This is a genomic window from Nonomuraea sp. NPDC049378 (assembly GCF_055586745.1).
Genome location: NZ_JBVJHP010000002.1, coordinates 208,576 through 227,615, shown reverse-complemented (window position 1 = coordinate 227,615; position 19,040 = coordinate 208,576). Strand labels below are relative to the sequence as shown.

The following is a 19,040-nucleotide window of genomic DNA, read 5'->3' as shown; positions in this document are numbered from 1 at the left end:
GAGCAGCAGCCCGCACGCCGTGACGTGCGTCGCCCACTGCAGCAGCCGCAACGGAAGGTTGCCCATGTCCACTCAGCGTAACGCCGGGTGCGCGCCGGGTCAGCGCGTCCCGCGGCCGCCACGCCGGGTGAACGCCAGGTCAGCGTGTTCCGCGGTCGCCACGCCGGGTGAACGCCGTCAGCAGGTAGTACAACGCGCCGGCCACCACGAGGGCGACCACCACGCCGATGTTCGCCGCCCCGAACGTGCCGGTCCGCAGTGCGTCGCTCATCAGGAAGCCGACGAGCGCGGCGATGTTCTCGTCGGCCGAGGTGATGAGGCCGAGCCCGACGATCGACGCCACGACCAGCGACGCCAGGCCCGGCCAGTGCAGCGCCGGCGCCCCTGGGCGCAGCAGCCGCTCCCGGTCGGCCCGGTCGGCGGGTTGGCGCCGCCCGCCGTACGAGCGGCCGCCCTCCCGCAGCCGCCACATGTCCACCAGGAAGACCGCGGCCCAGGCCGCCATCACCACGCCGATGATCGCCAGGAACGCCTGGAAGGTGGCGAGGAAGCTGGTGGAGACGAACAGCAGGTAGTAACCGCCCAGCACCATGAGCAGCCCGTCGATCAGCACCGCGTAGTGCCGCCTGATCGGTACGCCGAGCGCCAGCATCGACAACCCCGACGAGTAGATGTCCATGATCGCCCCGGCCAGGAAGCCGCCGATGGCGGTCAGCAGGTACGCCAGCAGGAACCAGGTCGGCAGCGCCCCGGCCAGCGCCGCCACCGGGTCGCCGCCCGCGGCCTCGGCCAGCGTCGGGTCGCCGCCTGCCAGCAGCACGCCGAACACGAGCAGCACCATGGGCGGCAGCGCGCCGCCGAGCATCGTCCACAGGGCCACCGAGCGCGGGCGGGATCGCGACGGCAGGTAGCGGGAGTAGTCGGCGCCGCAGTTGACCCAGCCGAGGCCGAGCAGGGTCATGGCGAAGATGATCCCGCCGACCCAGCCGCCGGGGCCGGCCGTGGTCTCCAGCGACACGCCGAGCCGCGGAGCCATGAGGATCATGTAGACGACGGTCAGCACGACGAACGCGTACGTCAGGTAGCGCTGCACCACCATGATCATCGCGTGGCCGTACACGCCGACCGCGATCACCACCACGGCCGCGACGGTGAAGCACGCGGCGGTGGCCGTCGTGGGCGCGAGGCCGGGCGCGAGCCGGCCCAGGATGGCCGCGCCGCTCTGCGCGGCCAGCGTGACGAGCACGATCTCCCAGCCCACGTTCGACAGGTACGACAACGCCGCGGGCAGCTTGTTGCCCTGGTAGCCGAACGGCGCCCGGCCCAGGGTCATGGTCGGCACGCCGGACCTGGCGCCGGCGATCGCGACCAGGCCGACCAGCAGGAACGACAGCGCGTACCCGATGGCTCCGGTGATGATCGCGGGCACCACGCCGAGGCCCAGGCCGACGATGTAGACACCGAACGCGACGCCGAACAGCGACAGGTTCGAGCCCGCCCACGGCCAGAAGAGATCTCTCGGCCGCCCGTGCCGCTCGGACTCGGGTACCGCGTTGATGCCGTTCTGCTCCACGGCCATCGTGTCCATGATCGGACGTTACTCGCCTTATGCGAAGAAACGAACCCTTACCTCTGGTACGGGGGCACGTTTCCGCCGCTGATCTGCGGTGAGACTCCCGTGATGAGGCCATTGGGGGGTGACACGCGCAAGCAGGCGCTGGCCATCTGCCTGGTCGCGGCGTTCATGAGCGGGCTGGACGTGAGCATCGTCAACGTCGCCGTCCCGTCGATCCGCGAAGCGCTGGACGCCTCGGAGGACGGGCTGCAGTGGACGGTGTCGGGGTACGCGCTCGCGTTCGGGCTGCTGCTGGTCCCCGCCGGGCGGCTGGGGGACGCCAGGAGCCGGCGCACGATCTTCATGACGGGCGTGGCGCTCTTCACCGCCTCCAGCGCGGCGTGCGGGCTCGCCGCGGACATGAACGTGCTGATCGCGGCCAGGTTCGTGCAAGGGCTGGCGGCCGGCACGCTCAACCCGCAGGTGTCGGGGCTGATCCAGCAGATGTTCCGCGGGGCCGAGCGGGGGCGCGCGTTCGGGGCGCTCGGCGCCACCATCGGCGTGTCCACGGCCGCGGGGCCGCTGATCGGCGGCCTGCTCGTCGGCCTGGCCGGAGCCGACCAAGGGTGGCGGTGGGTGTTCCTGGTGAACGTGCCGATCGGGATCGCGCTGCTGCCGCTGGCCTGGCGGGCGCTGCCGGCCCGGCCGGGGACCGGGCGGCGCGAGAGCATGGACCCGGTCGGCGTGCTGCTGCTCGGCATGGGCGTGGTGGGACTGCTGCTGCCGTTCATCCAGCGGCACCAGTGGGAGGGCAACACGAAATGGCTGCTCATCCCGGTCGCGCTGGTGGTGCTGGCCGCCTTCGTGCTCTGGGAGCGGCGCTACCCGCGCGAGCCGCTGGTGAACCTGGCGCTGTTCGGCAAACGTTCGTACAGCCTGGGGACGGCCATCGCGCTGTTCTACTTCGCCGGCTTCACGGGGATCTTCTTCATCTTCACCCTCTACCTGCAGGTCGGGCTGCACTACAGCGCGCTGATGGCCGGGCTGGCGATCACGCCCTTCGCGCTCGGCTCGGCGTCGGCCTCGGTGGTCGGCGGGCGGCTCGTGTCGCGCGCAGGCCGGCGCGTGGTGGCGGTGGGCCTGACGATGGTGATCGCCGGGCTCTGCGCGACGATGCTGGCGACCGTGCTGGTGCCCGGACGAGCGGTGGGCCTGGCGACGGTGCTGCCGCTGTTGCTGGCGGGCATGGGCAGCGGTCTGGTGATCTCGCCCAACCAGGCGATCACGCTGTCGGAGGTGCCGCCAGAAGGCGGGGGGAGCGCGGCGGGCGTGCTGCAGACGGGGCAGCGGCTGGGGTCGGCGATCGGGATCGCCGTGGCGGGCTCCACGTTCTTCGGCGCGCTGGGCCAGGGCTGGGCGACCGCCTTCCGCCACGGCCTGATGGCGGTGCTGATGTCGGTCGTGATCGCCCTGGTGGCCGCCGCGTACGACCTCGTCCGCACCCGCGGGGAAGCCCGCCGCCCGTGACCTCGGCGGCTCATCCGGCCAGGACGCGCGCCTCCGTCTCGGGGTCGAGGCCGACGGCGGGGCGGTCGGGCCGCATGGGCGCCACGCCGCCGATGCTCCGCAGCCAGGCCCACGTGTCGGCGACCGTCTCCTCGACCGGGCGCACCCGCAGCCCCGCCGCCACCGCCCTGGACACGTCGGCCCCGTGCATGAAGTCGTGGAGCTCGCCCGTCAGCCAGATCGGCAGGTCGGTCCACGGCTCGATGCCCGCTCCGAGGACGCGCGCCTCCGACGTCCAGCGCAGCTCGGCGTCGGACCCGGTCACCTTCACGCACGTTTCGAGCAGCTCCCGCATCGTCGTGAACCCCGGCGGGCTCACCACGTTGTACGCCCCGCCCAGCCCCTGCTCGGCCGCGCGCATGAGCCCTGCCCTGGCCAGCAGCGCCCGGTCGCCGAAGGCGGCGACGGCGGCCAGCTCCGCCCCGGCCTTGTTCTTCGCGTAGTCGCCGTCTCCGTCGTCGGCCGACCCCGTCACGACCGGCGCGTTCTCGTCGGCGCCGAACGGCGCGGGGAAGGTGTGGACGGACCTGCTGGACACGTAGACGTAGTGGCCCGCCCGGCCGGCCAGGAGGGAGGCGGAGTCTCTCACCGCTGACGGCGCCCACGACCACGTGTCGATCACGGTGTCCCACTCGCCGTGCGCCAGCGCCGCGAGGCCGTCAGGAGCCGACCGGTCGCCGCGCAGCGCGGTCACGCCCGGCACGGGGTCATGGGTGCCCCGGTTGAACGTCGTGACCTCCCACCCCAGGGCCCGCGCCTCCTCGACGACGGCCCGCCCGACGAACTCCGTGCCGCCCAGTACGAGAAGTCTCATGGAGCTCACCCTGGCCGCCGGAGTCCGCGGGCGACAGGGGGTCATGCTCTCGGCGGAATCGCCGTGAGCGTATCCGCTGCACCGTGCGTAACCGGATCACTGTTCGCCCGATGTGTGGGCAGGGTATAGCAGCAGATCAGGGTCCTTAATGGTGCGATTGCCTCATATGGGCAAATGTCACCTATAGTGACATAGGAGTTTATGCGCTAGTGATACGTCTTTTTCCCCGCTCGATCCGGGCGCGCCTGACCGCGATCGCGACCGCGATAGCGGCGCTGGTCCTCTTCGCCACATCCACCTTCATGCTCGTCACCGTCCCCGACAGCCTGCGCGACGTCGTCCGGGACAGGGTCGAGGTGTCCGTACGCAGGATCGCGAGCGACGCCAGAGCCGGAGATCTGTCCACGGCCCTCGAAGCCCCGGCGCGCGTGCACTTCCTGGAGGTGGTCACCCCGCGAGGCGACGTGCTCGCCGCCACCACCGGCCGCCACGTCGACCGGAAGCTCAGGGAGTTCCGGCCCTCCGAGCTCGACAAGCTCTACATCTCGGAGACGTGGGCGCGGCAGGAGCAGAACGGCGACGAGACCCACTTCCTGGTGATGTCCATGACGGTGTCGACCCCGGACGGCCCTGTCACCGTGTACGGCGCGTCGTCGCTGGCCGACGTCGACCGCGCCATCACCTGGTTCGAGGCCCAGACCTTCGTCGTCACCCCGCTGATCCTGGCGAGCGTCGCGGGCATCACGTGGCTCGTGGTCGGGTTCGCGCTGCGCCCGGTCGAGCGCATCCGCGCCAAGCTGGCCGAGATCACCGGCCACGACCTCAGCAGGCGCGTCCCCGTGCCCGACACCGGAGACGAGATCACCGACCTGGCCACCACCACGAACGACACCCTCGACCGCCTCGAACGCTCCGCCGAGACCCAGCGGCGCTTCGTCGCCGACGCCTCGCACGAGCTGCGCAGCCCCATCGCCGGCCTGCGCACCCAGCTCGAGGTGGCCAACGCCATCCCGGACGAGACCGACTGGCCCGCCACGGGAGCGGTGGCGCTGACCGCCGTCGAACGGCTCACCGGCATCATCGACGAGCTCCTGATGCTGGCCAGGCTCGACGCGGGCACGGTCGCGCCCCGCCGCGTGGTGGACGTGTGCCGGCTGTGCGTCGATCAGGTACGCCGCCGTGGGGACTCCAGGGTGGTCATCGTCCCCGACCTCTGCGCGTCCGCCCCCGTGTACGGCTCGCCCGTGCAGATCGACCGGCTCCTGACGAACCTGCTGGACAACGCCACCCGGCACGCCGACACCAGGATCGACCTGGAGGTGGCGGTGACGGACGGCCAGGTGGTGGCGACGGTGACCGACGACGGCGAGGGCATCGCCCCCGAGGACAGGGAACGGGTCTTCGAGCGGTTCACCAGGCTGGACAGCGCCAAGGCGAAGGACCAGAGCGGAAGCGGCCTCGGCCTGCCCCTGTCCAGGGAGATCGCCCTGTCCCACGGCGGCACGCTCACCATCGCCGACCATTCGCCCGGCGCCCGCTTCGTGCTCGTCCTCCCCCTCTACAAGGGCTCCTAGCGCTCTACACTCGCGGCCATGAATCTACGCCGGCTCTCCGACGAGGTCGAGTCCGTCTCCCAGCGTTATGCGGACAAGCTGGGCATCGAACGGGACGACGTCTGGTTCCTGCTCAAGCTGCAGGAGGAGGTCGGCGAGCTGACCCAGGCGTTCCTGATGCGCTCCGGCCGGGCCAGGACCAAGGGGCGCACGGAGGACGAACTCGACGCGGGCTACCGGGCCGAGCTGGCCGACGTGCTCTGCCACGTGGTGCTGCTGGCCCGCCACCACGGGGTGGACCTGCAGGTGGAGATCGACCGGAAGTGGCTCGTGCACAACCGCTGACAGACACGAGTCCGGCCCGCCGGCCGAAGCCTTCGCCGTCCTACCTGACCTCGGCGGCTCCGTGCCCCTGGTGTTGTGGCAGACCGGGCCGGGCCGCGCGAGGAGTGTCGCCGGGGAAGAGGTCGGGCCGCGGCGGGCCGGCGGGGCGCCGTCGCGGTGGCCGGCCACGTGCGGGTCAGATCGCGTCTCCCTGGAGGCCCCCGGCCGCGTGCGGCGGGTGGGTGACGTCGGCGCCGCCGTAAAGGATGGGGTTGTGGACGGAGGCCCGCCCCCCCGAGGAGGGACGGGCCTCGAACGGACAGGAGAGAACGGTCAGCCGGCCACGGTGATGCGGCCGGTCGCGGGCGGCGCGATCGGGTTGTCCTTGCCGAGGTGGTCGACGAAGGCGTCGATGTCCAGCGGCCCGCTCCACAGGTCGGTGCCGTCCCTGAAGGCGAGGAACGCGTCGCCGCCTCCCACCAGGAAGTTGTTGGCCGCCACCCGGATGGTCTGCGCGTCGGTCACCGGAGTCCCGTCGATCTTCATCTCGGAGACCTTCGAGCCCCAGGGCGCGCTGTTGTCGTAGGTGTAGGTGAAGTTCGCCGAGGGCTGCAGGATCTTGGTGAACGCCTGGTTGTTGGGCCCGCCGGTGAACTGCTGCTCCAAAACCGTCTTGAGCTGGGCGCCGGTCAGCGTGACGACCTGCATGAGGTTGTTGAACGGCTGCACGGTGAAGGCCTCACCATATGTGACGACCCCGTCGCCTTCGCCGGCCGGTGACGACGCGTGCGACAGCGAGGCCCGCACCCCACCCGGGTTCATCAGCGCGATCTGCGCGTTGCCGCCGGTCCTGGTGGCGGCGAGCTGGGCGTCGGCGATGAGGTTGCCGAGGGGTGACTCGCCGGAGGGGCCGGCCGTGTTCGTGATGTCGGCGGTGATCGTGCCGACGGCCTTGTTGGCGACGGGGGCGACGCGTTCCTTCCACGTCTCCACGAACGCCGAAATTTCGGGATCTGCGGTGACTGTACGGGTCACCACGTGGTTGTCCGCCACGATCGAGGCGCGGTCGATGTCCTGCGTCCTGGCGTTCACCTTCAGGTCCACCTGCGTGATGACCCGCCCGAACGAGCCGCCCTGCGAGAAGAGCCGGTCCTTGCCCGCCGGGTCCTTCACGGTGCACACGTACGCCTGGTGCGAGTGGCCGCTGAGCACCACGTCGATCTCCGGGTCCACCTGCGTCGCGATGCGGTTGCCCGCCCCCGGGACCGCGCTGCACGCGTCCGGCGACTGGCCCTGGGGCACCTGGTCGCCCTCGTGCACGAGCACGACCTGGGCCTTGACGCCCACGAGCTTGAGCAGCTTGGAGGCCACGTTCGCGGCCTTGACCTCGTCCGCGAACGTGAGGTTCTTGATCCCCTCGCTGGACACGATGCCCGGCGTCGTCTGCGTGACCAGGCCGATGAAGCCGATCGGCACGCCGTTCATCCACTTGACGCTCACCGGCGGCAGCGCGGGCACGCCCCAGCCGGACAGCGCCTGCCTGACCTTCGCCGCGTTCGCGCCGCCGAGCGCCGCCAGCGCGTCGGTCTTCTCGTGGCGGTTCTTGAACAGGACGTTCGCACCCACGTAGTCGAACTTCGCGCCCTTCCACTCGCCCGCGGGCGAGCAGCCGTCCACCGGGTGGCAGCCACCCTTCATGATCCGCCGCAGCTCGGCGTAGCCCTCGTCGAACTCGTGGTTGCCGACCGCGGCGACCTTGAGCCCCAGCTTGCCCAGGAACTCGACGGACGGCTCGTCGTGGTAGGCGGCCGAGATCAGCGGTGTCGCCCCGATGAGGTCGCCCTGGGCCACCGCGATCGTGTTCTTGTCGGCCAGGGCCTTCATGTGGGTCGCGACGTAGGCCGCGCCGCCGGCGTCGACGGTGTTGCCGTGCTCGTCGACCATGCGGCCGGAGGAGCCGGTCGGCGGCTCGAGGTTGCCGTGGAAGTCGTTGAGGGCGAGCAGCCGTACGGGGACCGTACGCGATGGTCTGCTCGCGTCCGCCGGAAGGGCGGCGAGCGTGACCGCTCCCGAGGCGACGGCTGCGGCCAGCGCCAGCCGGAGGAAGGAACGAGACGTCATGGCCCAAGACGTTACGACCGTTGCCCGTGCAGCCGATGTCGCAAAGGTAACGATTTGCCGGGTCGTCCCATGGCGTTATTTGCCAGTCATAGGCCTAGAGTGCGTTCTGTGAGTGTGCACGTGGAAGTTCAGCAGGTGCTCGATGACCAGGAGATCGCTGACGTGCTCGGCCTGGTCCGGGCGGCGACGGAGACCGACGGCGTGCGGCCGCTCAACGAACACGTGATGCTCCACCTGCGTTACGGCGGCGACCCGCAGGCCCGCTCCCTCCTGCTCATGGAGGACGGCGCCCTGGCGGGCTACGCCCACGTCGACCCCACCGACGAGGTCGAGGGCCCCAGCGTGGAACTCGTCGTCCACCCCGCCCACCGCCGGCGCGGGAACGGCGCGCGGCTGCTGACGTCCGTGATGGAGCTGACGGGAGGCCGGCCGCGCCTGTGGGCCCACGGAGGGCATCCGGGGGCGGGGGCGCTGGCGGCCGCGTTCGGCTTCGAGCGGGTGCGCTCGCTCTGGCAGATGCGCCGCTCCCTGTTCGCCCCGCTGGACCCTCTCGCCCTGCCACCGGGCCTCACCCTGCGCACGTTCGTGCCCGGCCGGGACGAGGAGGCGTGGCTCAAGGTCAACGCCGCGGCCTTCGCCCACCACCCCGAGCAGGGCGCGTGGACGATGGACGATCTGCTGCGGCGCGAGCAGGAGCCCTGGTTCGACCCCGAGGGTTTCTTCCTGGCCTTCCACGGCGACCGGCTGGCCGGCTTCCACTGGACGAAGGTGCACGGCTCGTCCGAGCACGGCCACGAGCCCCTGGGCGAGGTGTACGTCGTCGGCGTCGACCCCGCGCAGCAGGGCACCGGCCTTGGCAAGGCCCTCACCCTGGCCGGCCTGCACCACCTCCGCGCGCGCGGCCTCGCCCAGGCGATGTTGTACGTGGACGAGGCCAACACGGCGGCGATCAGGTTGTACGAGTCCCTCGGCTTCAACCGGTGGGACGTGGACGTGATGTACGCGGCTCCCGAGGCCGGCGCGCCGGGTTCCTAGAGGCGCCTACTCCACGATCGCGTGAAGGACGAAGTAGGAGACGGACGCCACGAGGGCCGCCGCCGGAATGGTGAGGATCCACGCCGTCACGATGTTGCCCGCGACCCCCCACCGCACGGCGCTGAGCCGCTTGGTGGCCCCCACTCCCATGATCGCTGACGTGATCGTGTGCGTGGTGGAGATAGGCGCCCCGAACCCGATGGCGGCCCCGTAGAGCACGGTCGCCGCCGCCGACTCCGCGGCGAAGCCCTGGGGCGGGTCGAGCGCGATGATGCGCCGGCCCAGCGTACGCATGATGCGCCAGCCGCCGGCGTACGTGCCCAGCGAGATCGCCCCCGCGGCGGCCAGGATGACCCACTGGGGGATCGGGTCGTCCTGCTCGGCGAAACCGCCGACCGTCAGGGCCAGGAAGATCACACCCATCGTCTTCTGCGCGTCCTGCAGCCCGTGCCCGAGCGCCATGGCGGCGGCCGAGACGGTCTGCGCGTAGCGGAAGCCGCGGTTGGTCTTGCCCGGCTGGCTGTTGCGGAAGATCCAATAAATTGCGATCATGATCGCGGCGGCGAGGCTGAAGCCGACCAGGGGCGAGAAGATCATCGGAATGACGACCTTCTCCAGGACGCCGTCCCAGTGCACCACGCTGGCCGAGGCCAGCGCCGAGCCCACCAGGCCGCCGATGAGCGCGTGACTGGAGGAAGAGGGCAGGCCGAAATACCAGGTGATCAGGTTCCAGACGATCGCGCCGATGAGCGCCGAGGCCACGATGACCAGACCGTGCGAACCGTCAGGCGCGTCGATGATGCCTTTGCCGACCGTCTGCGCGACCTGGGTGCCCAGGTGGGCGCCGATGAAGTTCATGGCCGCCGCCATGAACAGCGCGGCCCTGGGGGTGAGGGCCCGGGTCGAGACGGAGGTCGCGATGGCGTTCGCCGCGTCGTGGAACCCGTTGGTGTAGTCGAAGGCCAGTGCGATGACGACCACGCCGATGACGAGGCCGAGCGTGAGGTCCACCGGGCTTAGCTTTCCTTGACCGCGATCGACTCGACGGTGTTGGCCACGTGCTCGAAGGCGTCGGCGGCCTCTTCGAGAGCGTCGACGACCTCCTTCATCTTCATGACCGTGAGGGCGTCGTACTCGCCGCTGAACAACTTGGCCAGCAACCTCCGGTAGACCTGGTCACCCTGGTTCTCCAGGCGATTGACCTCGATCCAGTACTCGTTGAGGTTCTTCATCGAACGCAGCCGCGGCATGGCCTCCGCGGTCAGCTCCGCGGCCCGCTCCAGCACCTCGACCTGCCTGACGACGTCTTTGGGCAGGTGGTCGATCTGATACAGCACGATGAGGTCGGAGGCCGCCTCCATGGCGTCCATCACGTCATCGAGGTTGGAGGCGAGCCGGTAGATGTCCTCGCGGTCGAAGGGGGTGATGAAGCTCTCGTTGAGCCGGTTCATGATCGCGTGAGTGCGTTCATCGCCGGCGTGCTCGCAGGCACGCATCTTCTCGGCCAGGGCCTCCCTGTCCGATCCGTCGCTGATGATTTCTACCAGTAGCCGGGATGCGGTGACCAGATTGTTCGCCGAGTCGGCGAACAGGTCGTAGTAGCTGTCCTCACGTGGCGTGAGACGCAGGCGCACGTCGTTCTCCAGATGTGCGGGGATGGTCCGTGGAAGAGGGTACGGGTAGCCAGGCGAAATACGAACTTCATGTCCCCTTCGCCTAATGGCTACCCGGAGCAGGTTGTATGACACCGGAAACCCCGGTAGTTTGGGCGCTTTTTGCAGCTCCAGCTGACCTTAAACGGCCCGTCCGGATCGCCTCGACCCGGGGTGCCCCCATCACGTGTACCGACATGTTCCCCGACTGTTCATCTGATGTTCACCTTTGATTAGATCTTGGTCCGATGGAAGTTGCGGAACGATCGTGACGGCGTCGGCCCCCGCTGCCCCTGATAGCGCGACCCGTACTTGTCGGACCCGTACGGATGCTCGGCAGGAGAGCTGAGCCTGAACACGCACAACTGCCCGATCTTCATCCCCGGCCACAACTTGATCGGCAACGTCGCCACGTTCGACAGTTCCAACGTCACGTGCCCGCTGAACCCCGGATCGATGAACCCCGCCGTCGAATGCGTCAGCAACCCCAGCCGGCCGAGCGAGCTCTTGCCCTCCAGCCGCGACGCCAGATCATCGGACAGCGTGATCATCTCGTACGTGGACGCCAGCACGAACTCCCCAGGATGCAAGATGAACGGCTCGTCCCCGGCCGGCTCCACCATCCGCGTAAGATCCGGCTGCTCCACGGACGGGTCGATGTGAGGGTAACGATGGTTCTCGAACACCCGGAAGAACCGGTCAAGCCGCACATCGATGCTGGACGGCTGGATCATGTCCTGGTCGAAAGGATCGAGGACGAGCCGGCCGGCGTCGATCTCGGCGAGGATGTCACGGTCGGATAGCAGCACGCAGAGCAACCTACCGTCCGAGGTGAAAGTCTGCGGGGCGGGGATTGCTGATCCGGGGCAAGTTTCCGCTACAGTGGGGGACGCGACTTCGGGTCGCACGCGGGTGTAGTTCAATGGCAGAACATCAGCTTCCCAAGCTGACAGCGCGGGTTCGATTCCCGTCACCCGCTCCACCTTCATACTGTGGCAGGACCATCTCTCGTGTGTGCGTGAAGGATGTCGCCCCTCCTCTGTAGTCTCTAGAGGACAAGGAAGGGAGCGGGCATGACCGCACAACCGCAGGACTTCATCTCCGTCGGCGCGCCTCTGCCTGAGAAGAACCTGCGGGCCATCCGTGCCGCGCTGGTCGTCCCCGAAGATCGCGAAGCTTTCGACTTCGGACTCAAGACCGTGCTCGACGAGGTCAGGGTCAGCCTGGATCTTGGGGCGCTGAACGCTTTCGTCCACCGTTGGTGGATCTCCGCGTGTGACACCGCAAAGGATCCCGAGGGGCGCCGTCAGATGCACGTCCGCGCCCAGCAGGCCCTTGCCGGCGAACCCGTTCCTCAGGGGAGACCGTGGCGGGAGATCCTTGCTGCTCGTGGGATCGATGTCTAGGTGTTCAAGCTCAACATCGATCCCGTAGCCGAGGAACAGATCGCTGCGCTACCCGATCACGCACTGCATCCGCTCGCGGAACTGTTCGCGCTGCCGGAGACCGCTCCTTGGAGTGGAGACCCGTACAACTTCAAGAACCCCAGGGCGAACATGCTTACGCACGCGTTCGGAGAACGTGGTCTCGCCACCTATATGGTCCTGGACCGGCAGCGCGAGGTCTATCTTGTTCGCATCGAATGGCCATAGGTTCGTGCCCGTTGCGTCCCCGTTCGCAGAGCGATCAATGGGGAGTCACGGGAATTCACGGTCACTCAACCCTTGGCAGGTCGGCCAGCAGCACGCGACCGAGACACCGCGTAGGAGGTAATGCGGCGTCATCATGACGACGGCATCGCATGTGGAGCGGGTGACGGGAATCGAACCTGGCAGTATCGGCAGGAGAGGGAGACGCCATGAACTTCGATCGGATCACCGTCGAACCTGACAAGCGCAGGCGCTTGAGTACGCAGCGGCGTCCACGAATGTCCACTTCTACCGTCTCCGAGAGCCAGCGTGAACTTCCTGGTCGATGAGACCTCGCCCCGAGCGCTGAGCTGCTGACCGAAGCGGCCACGACGCCGTCCATGTACGCGATCTCCAGGTAACGAGCGCGCCCGACACCACGCTCATGTAACTCGCTGCTGTGGATGGCCGGATCGTCATCTCCGCCGACACCGACTTCGGCGCGCTCCTGGCCCATGCCCGCGCGACGCCGTGACTGTTTCCGGACTGGTTCGATCTTCGCAGGCCACGGGCTATTAGCTCGTGATCATCCTGCCGGTCGCGTGCTTCGAGTTGCCGATCGTCGATGTTGGTGATCGCCTCACCGGCTCCTCTGACCGCGTGCTGGTAGATCGTCGCCGGTCGGAACCCGGTGAGTCCAGGGCCGAGGGCCTGCTCAATCGCGCGTGTCGTAAGCACGAGTGGGGGCGTGGCCTCCGTCATGGCCGATGGTGTGGACATTCGCGTCGCCCACGATAATCGGCAAGGCTCGTCTACGCCCCTTCGGACTATCGAGAGGTCTCTGTGCCGGAATTCTCAGAGAAGGCCGGGCAAGCTGTCGCTCGGGTCGATGCCCTCCACCAGCCGGGCACGATTCTCCAGCTGCGCCCATGCTCTCGCCATGTCAGGAGCACGCGAAAGCCCCGCGGCTGCGACGACTGCACGTTCGATCACATTCAGACCTGTCCCACCTGTCGTATGTGGCCGTGTCCCACGCATCTGGCCTTGTACGACGAGACGGAAGAAGACTGCGGTCACCGACTTCCTGCCGATCCGGTCACCGACGGAACAAACCATCGCTCCGAGGGATCGGTGATCGTCGCCGGTGAACGTGCAGCGACCACGGACGTCTACGGATGGTGGAGTCAGTCTCCATGGGCGCCGGCGGCGTTTTGCCTCACCTTCATCGCCGGCCTCGCGCCTGGAGAGGTGCTGAACCGACTGGGACTCATCGAGGACCCCGAACAGGAAGGTCCCGCAACCGTCGAAGTCGGCTGTGCTCCCGGTGGATCGATCATGGTGGAGCACGGCCATGCAGGGATCTTGCGCGAAGTGGTGCACACCCTCTCGCGAGGTACGTCGATCGCCAGCGTTGAGCGCAACGTCAACTATCACTCCCACTTCGTCCATGCCGTAGACGGCGACGTCATCGAGCGCCTTGACCCGATGTACGCCCACTGGAGCGACAGCACCGACCCCGAACGGCTCAAACGGGACCTCGAAGAACTGGGCATGCTCTGGGACCTCGACCCGGACCCCGACATCTTCCCGCCTTACATCGAGGGAGCTTTGGCGCTCGCCGAACGACGTACCGGTGTTCGGCTGGAGCCCCGCCACCTCCAGCCCGGGGCCTTGCCTCACCGAGCATCCATCGCTCGCTACTACGCGAGCCCCGCGGACGCATTTCCAGAGCTTGCTTGACAGCCTGCCGATGCCCAAGTTCAGGCCGCTCCTATTGCAGGGTGCCCAGTTGCGGTTCTAGTTGCGGTTCCACGCCCTCCAGAGGCGTTCCTGAGCGACCGCGCACCCCTCCTGGCCTGCATTGGCCTGCCCGGAACGGCACGAACCGCTCGTGATCCGTAGGTTCGGTTTCAAGCCGCCGACAATGCGGCCTCACTACGATCCGCGGGTGCGTCGGCGCACCAGGATGATCAGCCCCATCTGGATGACAAGTAGCACCAGCGCGACCAGCCCCGACGCGGCGGTCGTCTCTTCCTCGGAAAACCCGCCAACACACTCCGTTATGTTGCCGCCCTCATAGGAAAAGGCGCAGTCGTGCCCAAGGATCATGGCAACGATGAACCAGTTGGCAAGCAGAAGAGGGATCGCGCCCAGGACAATGAGCAGTGTGATGTGGCTCGCTTTGCCACCTGCCGAGCCCATCTTCGCCGCAACAGGTTCGAGACGTTCGCCTACATCGGAATCACGACTCACTCCGAACACATAGGCATGGGCAAGCGATCATCACAAGCTGACAGCGCGGATTCTATTCTCGTCACCCGCTCCGATCGCCGGGGGTGACAAGTCTCGCCAGTGGGTCATGGGCACTGCGCGCCGAGCTTCTGGCGCGCGTACCGCTGATCAGGGTCTGTGAACTCCATGCCGTTCTCATCGAGAGCGTTGTAGATCGTCACTCGGCTGTCCGGGAAGAGGAATCCGACAGCCACCATCCCTTGCGCCATGTCCGCACCCATCCACGTCGGAAGCTCCACGGCCTCGAACATCTGATGATCATGACAGGACCGCGTCGCCGCCTTCCGTGAGGGCGACGCCAACAGTTGCGGTGATGGGTCCCAGCGCGTGCGCCCCGTGCCGGCTGGTGCTGTTCGCCCTCAAGGAGATCCGCGGTTCGCCCGCGGCCCGAACACGCGCAGGACGGCTTCGAGCCGAGCGAACCCGTCGACCTCGTCGGGGAGGAGGTAGGACCCCTCGGTCCACTCGTTCCACGCGTTGATCGTCAGTTCGCGGTAGTCGTACCCGGACGCTGAGATGAAGCTCTTCGCCAGGCGGAGGCCGTGTTCGAAGTCGGCCGGGGTGGCCTGCCAGACCGGTGTGTACGGCAGGTCGTCACGGGAGAATTCGGCCTCGGCCGCGACCCGGGCGGAGGCGTCCCAGCCCGCGGTGGCGTTCGGGTGGAACGGGACACCCAACCGTTTCCTGTAGCCGTCGTACTCCAGGAACGCGGCGGCGGCGACCTCACGCCAGGTGTCGGCGAAAGGGAAGGGGTGCTGGGCCGAATCCGCGTGGTGGATCCAGACGTAGGAGCTCGCCGACCTGAATCCCAGCTCCCGAATCAGCTTCTCGGGCGCGGCGATCGGAATCTCCGCGGGAAGCACCGCGAACCCCCAGACCACGGCGTCGAAATGCACGCCCGGATGGCCGGACTCGCGCGCGAGTCCGTCGAACCAGTTCAGTGCGTCGGCGGCCTCCCTGACGCCGCCCAAGCCGCGGATCAGCGCACCCACCTCGTAGATCGAGAAGCGTGGCCGTCCGTGGACGCGGGTGTAGTGCGGCCGCCAGAAATAGCGGTCGACCACATGTCGTGCCATCCGCTCGAAGGCGGCACGGCCGATCGCACCCCGCTTCAGCGTGCGGGGCATCGTGGTGAGGTCCCGCCGCGGAAAGATGTCGAGCAGGTCGTGGTTCGCCCACATCAGCGAGAACTCGACCCGCTCCGGGTTCGGCGCCCCGAGGAATCCTTCATCGAGCGCTCGCTGGAGGTAGGGGCCGTCGTCGTACCAGTAATAGTCGAAGATGAACCCGTCGATCCCGAACCGGTCGGCGAGTTCGATGGAGGACTGGGCGACCGCGGGGTCGGCTTCGTCCTGGTGGCCGAGCAGCGGCACCTTCGGCTGGAGGTGCTCAGGAAAACGGGGGACAGCGGCGCGCACCAGGTGCCACTCGTCCCAGCCCTCGCCGAACCAGGCGGCATTGCGCGAGTCGGCGTGGTAGTTGGGAAAGTAGTACGCAAAGATCTTGGGGCGGTCGGCCTGCCGTGCCCGATCGGTCATTTGACGGCCCCGCCGGTCAGACCTCTGCGGAAGGTCCGCTGCAGCGCCAGGTAGACGGCCACGATGGGCAGGCTGATCAGGACATTGGCCGCGAAGACCTTGGGGGTGTCGACGAGTCGCTGGCTCTGGAAATAGGTGGGCACCTGGGTCACAACCTTGAGATCAACGTCCTGGAGGAAGAGCAGCGGCAGCAGATACTCGTTCCATGCCGCGAGAAAGCTGAAAATTGCTATCACCGAGAGCACCGGGCGGCAGATCGGCACCACGATGCTCACCAGGGTCCTGAACGAGCCGCTGCCGTCGAGTTTCGCGGCCTCGAAGATCTCGACCGGTATCGCGCGGATGTAGTTCCCGCCGACGAGCACTCCGAACGGGATCGACAACGCCGTCAACGGGATGATCACCGCCCAGTAGGTGTCGAACAGCCCGAAGGTCTGGACGAGAGAGAACACCGGCACCGCCAGCGCGATCGCCGGCATGGACAGGCCGGCGAGGACGAGCACGGTGATCAGCGATGCGCCCCTGGGCCGGAGCACGGATGTCGCGTAGGCGGCGGCCATGGCCATGATCAGGACGAGCGCCACGGTCACGACGGCGATCACGAGGCTGTTCGACAGGAACCGGAGGAACGGCGTGGTGCCGACGATGACCACGAAGTTGCGCCAGCCCTCCCCGCCGAAGGACAGCCGGACGATCAGGGCGATCGGGGCGGCGAGGATCACGACACAGATCGCCAGCACGATCTGGCTCACGACCCGCCCCAGGATCGATTGCTGGGCGAACACTCAGCTCACCGCCCGCTGGGCGAGCCGGACCTGAAGGACCGCGAACAGCAGCGCGACCAGGACCAGCACCATCGACAGCGCCGCGCCGTAGCCGGCGTGGAACTGGTTGATCACCTGCTTGTAGATGTACGTGCTGAGGAACTCCGTCTCGACACCAGGACCGCCGCCGGTGGTCAGGAACACGATGTCGAAGGTCTTGAGCGCGCTGATCACTCCGAGCACGACGAGCACGAGGTGGGAACCGGAGACGAGCGGCGCGACGACGCGCCGAAGCAGCTGTGCCGTACCGGCGCCGTCGAGCCGGGCGGCCTCGATGACGGAAGGGTCGATCTGCGAGATCGCCGCGTCGTAGATGACGAAGCTGTACCCCGTGTACTGCCAGATGTTGATCGCGATGATGGTCATCAGCGCCGTCCGGGGGTCGGCCAGCCAGGCGTGATCCAAGGCCAGCAACTGGTTCACCTCCCCGTCCGGCGAGAGCAGCAGCCGGAAGGAGGTCGCCACGATCGCCGGGGAGATCACCACCGGAACGAAGATCAGGGTTCGCAGGATCCCGCCGCCCGACGTCCGCGTGCGTACGAGGACGGCCAGGAGAAACCCGAGGACCATCTGGATCCCGACGGTCGCGACGGCGAACAGCAGGGTGTTGCGCGCCGCCGTCCAGAAGACGGGATCGCTGGCAAGCGCGAGGTAGTTGCCGACGCCGACCCCGGTGTGCCGTGGTGACACCCCGTTCCAGTCCCACGTCGAGTACATGGCGTTCGCCGCGATTCCGTAGTGCACGACTCCGGAGACGAGCACGAGGGCGGGTAGCGCGTAGAGGTAGGGGCCCCAGTTCCTTGCCGTCATCGGGTGAGGGAGGACGACACGCCCTGCACCGCGGCGAGGGCTTCGGCGGGCTCGGCCGTTCCCGCCGCCACCTCCGACAACGCTCGGGCGAGCGCGGTTTCGAGGTCGGGGTAGGGGATCTGCCGGTACCCGATCAGGCTGGTGAGCGTCTTCTGCTGTCGTTCGATGTCGTCCACCTGGCTGGAGTCGACGACATCCGAGGTCGACACCGGCACGCTCAGCAGCGCCGGGAAGTTTCCGACTGCCGCCTGGATGGTCTGGCCCTCGGTGTCCGAGAGGAAGGACACCAGCTTCCACGCGGCGTCCCTGTCCGCGCTCTGGCTGCTGATGGCCCAGCCGTTGTCCGGGCCGCCGAAGGCCGCGGTGGGCGCCAGCCCGGTGGCGGCGCCGGGGAACGGTGCGGACAGGAAGACGCTCTTGATCGGTGCCGACACGGTCTGCTGGGAGACCTTGAGCCCGGTCCTGGTCATGGTGCCTGGGGTGTTCCACGTGCCGAGCGCGATGAACGCGGCTTTTCCTTCGAGGAAGGGTGAGAACGCGTCGGGGTACTCCGCTTTCGCCGTCGCGCCCGAGGAGATGACGCCGTCGGTGAACAGCGACCGCCACGCCTGCATGGCCTGGAGGAACTCGGGGCCGGTCCAGTCGGCCTTGCCGGCGATGGCGTCGTACACGATGCCGGGCTTGACGCTGTTGATCAGCGAGAGGTAGACGTCCAGGTTCGCCCAGGCGTCCTTGGCTCCATGCGCGAGGCAGTCGTACCCGGCTGCCTTGATGGTCTTGCAGGTGGCCTTCCACTCGGCCAGGTCCTTGGGGACCTTCGTCCCGGTCTTCTCCAACAGGCCGGAGTTGTAGTAGATCAGCCCGGCGGCGCTCATGTAGGCGGGAAGCGCTGCCTGCCTGCCGTTCGCGGCCAGCTGGTCGACACCGAGCTCGTTGAACCTGTCGCGCCAGCCGTCGCCCCACTGCTTCTCGGCGAGCGGCCCGAGGTCCTCGACGAGGTCGCCGTAGTTGGCCACGGTGGCACCGGGTGCGAGTTGCAGGACGTCCGGTCCCTTGCCCGACGTGAGTGCTGAGCGCAGGTTGTTCAGGTAGTCGGCGTTGGAGTAGGCGGTGAACTCGACCTTGATCCCGGGGTTCGCCTTCTCGAACGCCGCGATCGTCCTCTCGTGCTCGCCGGCGTTCCATGCCCACCATTTGACGGTGGTGTCACCTGGCGGCGAGCCGGAGCCGCCGCAGGCCGCCACGGCCAGTGCCACGGCCAGGGCCGTCACGGCGAGCCTGAAGCTGCTGGGTGTTGTCCTTGGCATGATGTGCTCCTCTTGGGCGCG

19 protein-coding genes and 1 tRNA gene are annotated in these 19,040 nt (G+C 68.1%); 8 read left to right on the top strand and 12 right to left on the bottom strand.

Annotated elements, in window-relative coordinates; translation table 11 throughout:
- Window positions 1-139: 139 nt before the first annotated feature.
- Window positions 140-1,588, bottom strand: a complete 1,449-nt coding sequence (locus ACZ6SA_RS05890) for a purine-cytosine permease family protein (RefSeq protein WP_465826832.1) — start codon at window positions 1,586-1,588, stop codon at window positions 140-142.
- A gap of 93 nt (window positions 1,589-1,681) precedes the next feature.
- Between ACZ6SA_RS05890 and ACZ6SA_RS05885 the strand changes: the two genes are divergently transcribed.
- Complete coding sequence (locus ACZ6SA_RS05885) at window positions 1,682-3,082, top strand: MFS transporter (protein ID WP_347649162.1); 1,401 nt, start codon at window positions 1,682-1,684, stop codon at window positions 3,080-3,082.
- A gap of 10 nt (window positions 3,083-3,092) precedes the next feature.
- Here ACZ6SA_RS05885 and ACZ6SA_RS05880 read toward each other — a convergent pair whose 3' ends face one another.
- Window positions 3,093-3,935: a Rossmann-fold NAD(P)-binding domain-containing protein gene (locus tag ACZ6SA_RS05880; protein ID WP_465826830.1), complete on the bottom strand. Its 843-nt coding sequence runs from the start codon at window positions 3,933-3,935 to the stop codon at window positions 3,093-3,095.
- 209 nt (window positions 3,936-4,144) lie between these two features.
- Between ACZ6SA_RS05880 and ACZ6SA_RS05875 the strand changes: the two genes are divergently transcribed.
- Both ACZ6SA_RS05875 and ACZ6SA_RS05870 read left to right on the top strand, forming a co-directional pair.
- Window positions 4,145-5,509, top strand: coding sequence for a sensor histidine kinase (locus ACZ6SA_RS05875; protein ID WP_347649160.1), 1,365 nt, complete (start codon window positions 4,145-4,147; stop codon window positions 5,507-5,509).
- A gap of 18 nt (window positions 5,510-5,527) precedes the next feature.
- On the top strand, window positions 5,528-5,833 hold the full coding sequence (locus tag ACZ6SA_RS05870) for a nucleoside triphosphate pyrophosphohydrolase family protein (protein ID WP_347649159.1): 306 nt from the start codon (window positions 5,528-5,530) through the stop codon (window positions 5,831-5,833).
- Window positions 5,834-6,145: 312 nt separating this feature from the next.
- Here ACZ6SA_RS05870 and ACZ6SA_RS05865 read toward each other — a convergent pair whose 3' ends face one another.
- A complete protein-coding gene (locus ACZ6SA_RS05865) occupies window positions 6,146-7,933 on the bottom strand; it encodes a bifunctional metallophosphatase/5'-nucleotidase (protein WP_465826829.1) in 1,788 nt (595 codons plus the stop codon).
- Between the two features lie 108 nt (window positions 7,934-8,041).
- Here ACZ6SA_RS05865 and mshD point away from each other — a divergent pair, with 108 nt between their 5' ends.
- On the top strand, window positions 8,042-8,968 hold the full coding sequence (mshD, locus tag ACZ6SA_RS05860) for a mycothiol synthase (protein ID WP_465826827.1): 927 nt from the start codon (window positions 8,042-8,044) through the stop codon (window positions 8,966-8,968).
- A gap of 6 nt (window positions 8,969-8,974) precedes the next feature.
- Here the strand turns inward: mshD and ACZ6SA_RS05855 are convergent, their stop codons facing one another.
- From ACZ6SA_RS05855 to dcd, 3 genes are all read right to left on the bottom strand, one after another.
- Window positions 8,975-9,979, bottom strand: a complete 1,005-nt coding sequence (locus ACZ6SA_RS05855) for an inorganic phosphate transporter (protein ID WP_347649156.1) — start codon at window positions 9,977-9,979, stop codon at window positions 8,975-8,977.
- Window positions 9,980-9,984: 5 nt separating this feature from the next.
- The gene (locus ACZ6SA_RS05850; RefSeq protein WP_106243913.1) at window positions 9,985-10,602 is read right to left on the bottom strand and encodes a DUF47 domain-containing protein; all 618 of its coding nucleotides are present in this window, start codon (window positions 10,600-10,602) and stop codon (window positions 9,985-9,987) included.
- 251 nt (window positions 10,603-10,853) lie between these two features.
- Window positions 10,854-11,429, bottom strand: a complete 576-nt coding sequence (gene dcd, locus ACZ6SA_RS05845) for a dCTP deaminase (RefSeq protein ID WP_465826826.1) — start codon at window positions 11,427-11,429, stop codon at window positions 10,854-10,856.
- A 99-nt stretch (window positions 11,430-11,528) separates the two neighbouring features.
- Between dcd and ACZ6SA_RS05840 the strand changes: the two genes are divergently transcribed.
- The 4 genes from ACZ6SA_RS05840 (at window position 11,529) to ACZ6SA_RS05825 (ending at window position 13,988) form a co-directional block, all read left to right on the top strand.
- Window positions 11,529-11,602, top strand: a tRNA-Gly gene (locus tag ACZ6SA_RS05840).
- A gap of 91 nt (window positions 11,603-11,693) precedes the next feature.
- Window positions 11,694-12,026, top strand: coding sequence for a DUF6247 family protein (locus tag ACZ6SA_RS05835; protein WP_465826824.1), 333 nt, complete (start codon window positions 11,694-11,696; stop codon window positions 12,024-12,026).
- Window positions 12,027-12,272, top strand: coding sequence for a hypothetical protein (locus ACZ6SA_RS05830; protein WP_465826823.1), 246 nt, complete (start codon window positions 12,027-12,029; stop codon window positions 12,270-12,272).
- A gap of 1,020 nt (window positions 12,273-13,292) precedes the next feature.
- Window positions 13,293-13,988: a DUF6461 domain-containing protein gene (locus ACZ6SA_RS05825; RefSeq protein ID WP_465826821.1), complete on the top strand. Its 696-nt coding sequence runs from the start codon at window positions 13,293-13,295 to the stop codon at window positions 13,986-13,988.
- Between the two features lie 195 nt (window positions 13,989-14,183).
- Here the strand turns inward: ACZ6SA_RS05825 and ACZ6SA_RS05820 are convergent, their stop codons facing one another.
- The 6 genes from ACZ6SA_RS05820 to ACZ6SA_RS05795 all read right to left on the bottom strand — a co-directional run bounded on the left by ACZ6SA_RS05820 (window position 14,184) and on the right by ACZ6SA_RS05795 (window position 19,019).
- Window positions 14,184-14,501 (bottom strand): hypothetical protein, encoded by a 318-nt coding sequence (locus ACZ6SA_RS05820; protein ID WP_347649779.1) that lies wholly within the window; start codon window positions 14,499-14,501, stop codon window positions 14,184-14,186.
- Window positions 14,502-14,605: 104 nt separating this feature from the next.
- Window positions 14,606-14,791: a hypothetical protein gene (locus tag ACZ6SA_RS05815; RefSeq protein ID WP_465826819.1), complete on the bottom strand. Its 186-nt coding sequence runs from the start codon at window positions 14,789-14,791 to the stop codon at window positions 14,606-14,608.
- 108 nt (window positions 14,792-14,899) lie between these two features.
- A complete protein-coding gene (locus ACZ6SA_RS05810) occupies window positions 14,900-16,078 on the bottom strand; it encodes a glycoside hydrolase family 99-like domain-containing protein (RefSeq protein ID WP_465826817.1) in 1,179 nt (392 codons plus the stop codon).
- Window positions 16,075-16,863 carry a carbohydrate ABC transporter permease gene (locus ACZ6SA_RS05805; protein WP_465826815.1) on the bottom strand — a complete coding sequence of 263 codons (789 nt, stop codon included), beginning with the start codon at window positions 16,861-16,863 and terminating at the stop codon, window positions 16,075-16,077. The genes ACZ6SA_RS05810 and ACZ6SA_RS05805 overlap by 4 nt, the downstream gene beginning before the upstream one ends.
- The gene (locus ACZ6SA_RS05800) at window positions 16,864-17,712 is read right to left on the bottom strand and encodes a carbohydrate ABC transporter permease (protein ID WP_465826814.1); all 849 of its coding nucleotides are present in this window, start codon (window positions 17,710-17,712) and stop codon (window positions 16,864-16,866) included.
- Window positions 17,709-19,019, bottom strand: a complete 1,311-nt coding sequence (locus ACZ6SA_RS05795; protein ID WP_465826812.1) for an ABC transporter substrate-binding protein — start codon at window positions 19,017-19,019, stop codon at window positions 17,709-17,711. Before ACZ6SA_RS05795 ends, ACZ6SA_RS05800 begins: the two co-directional genes overlap by 4 nt.
- Window positions 19,020-19,040 lie beyond the last annotated feature (21 nt).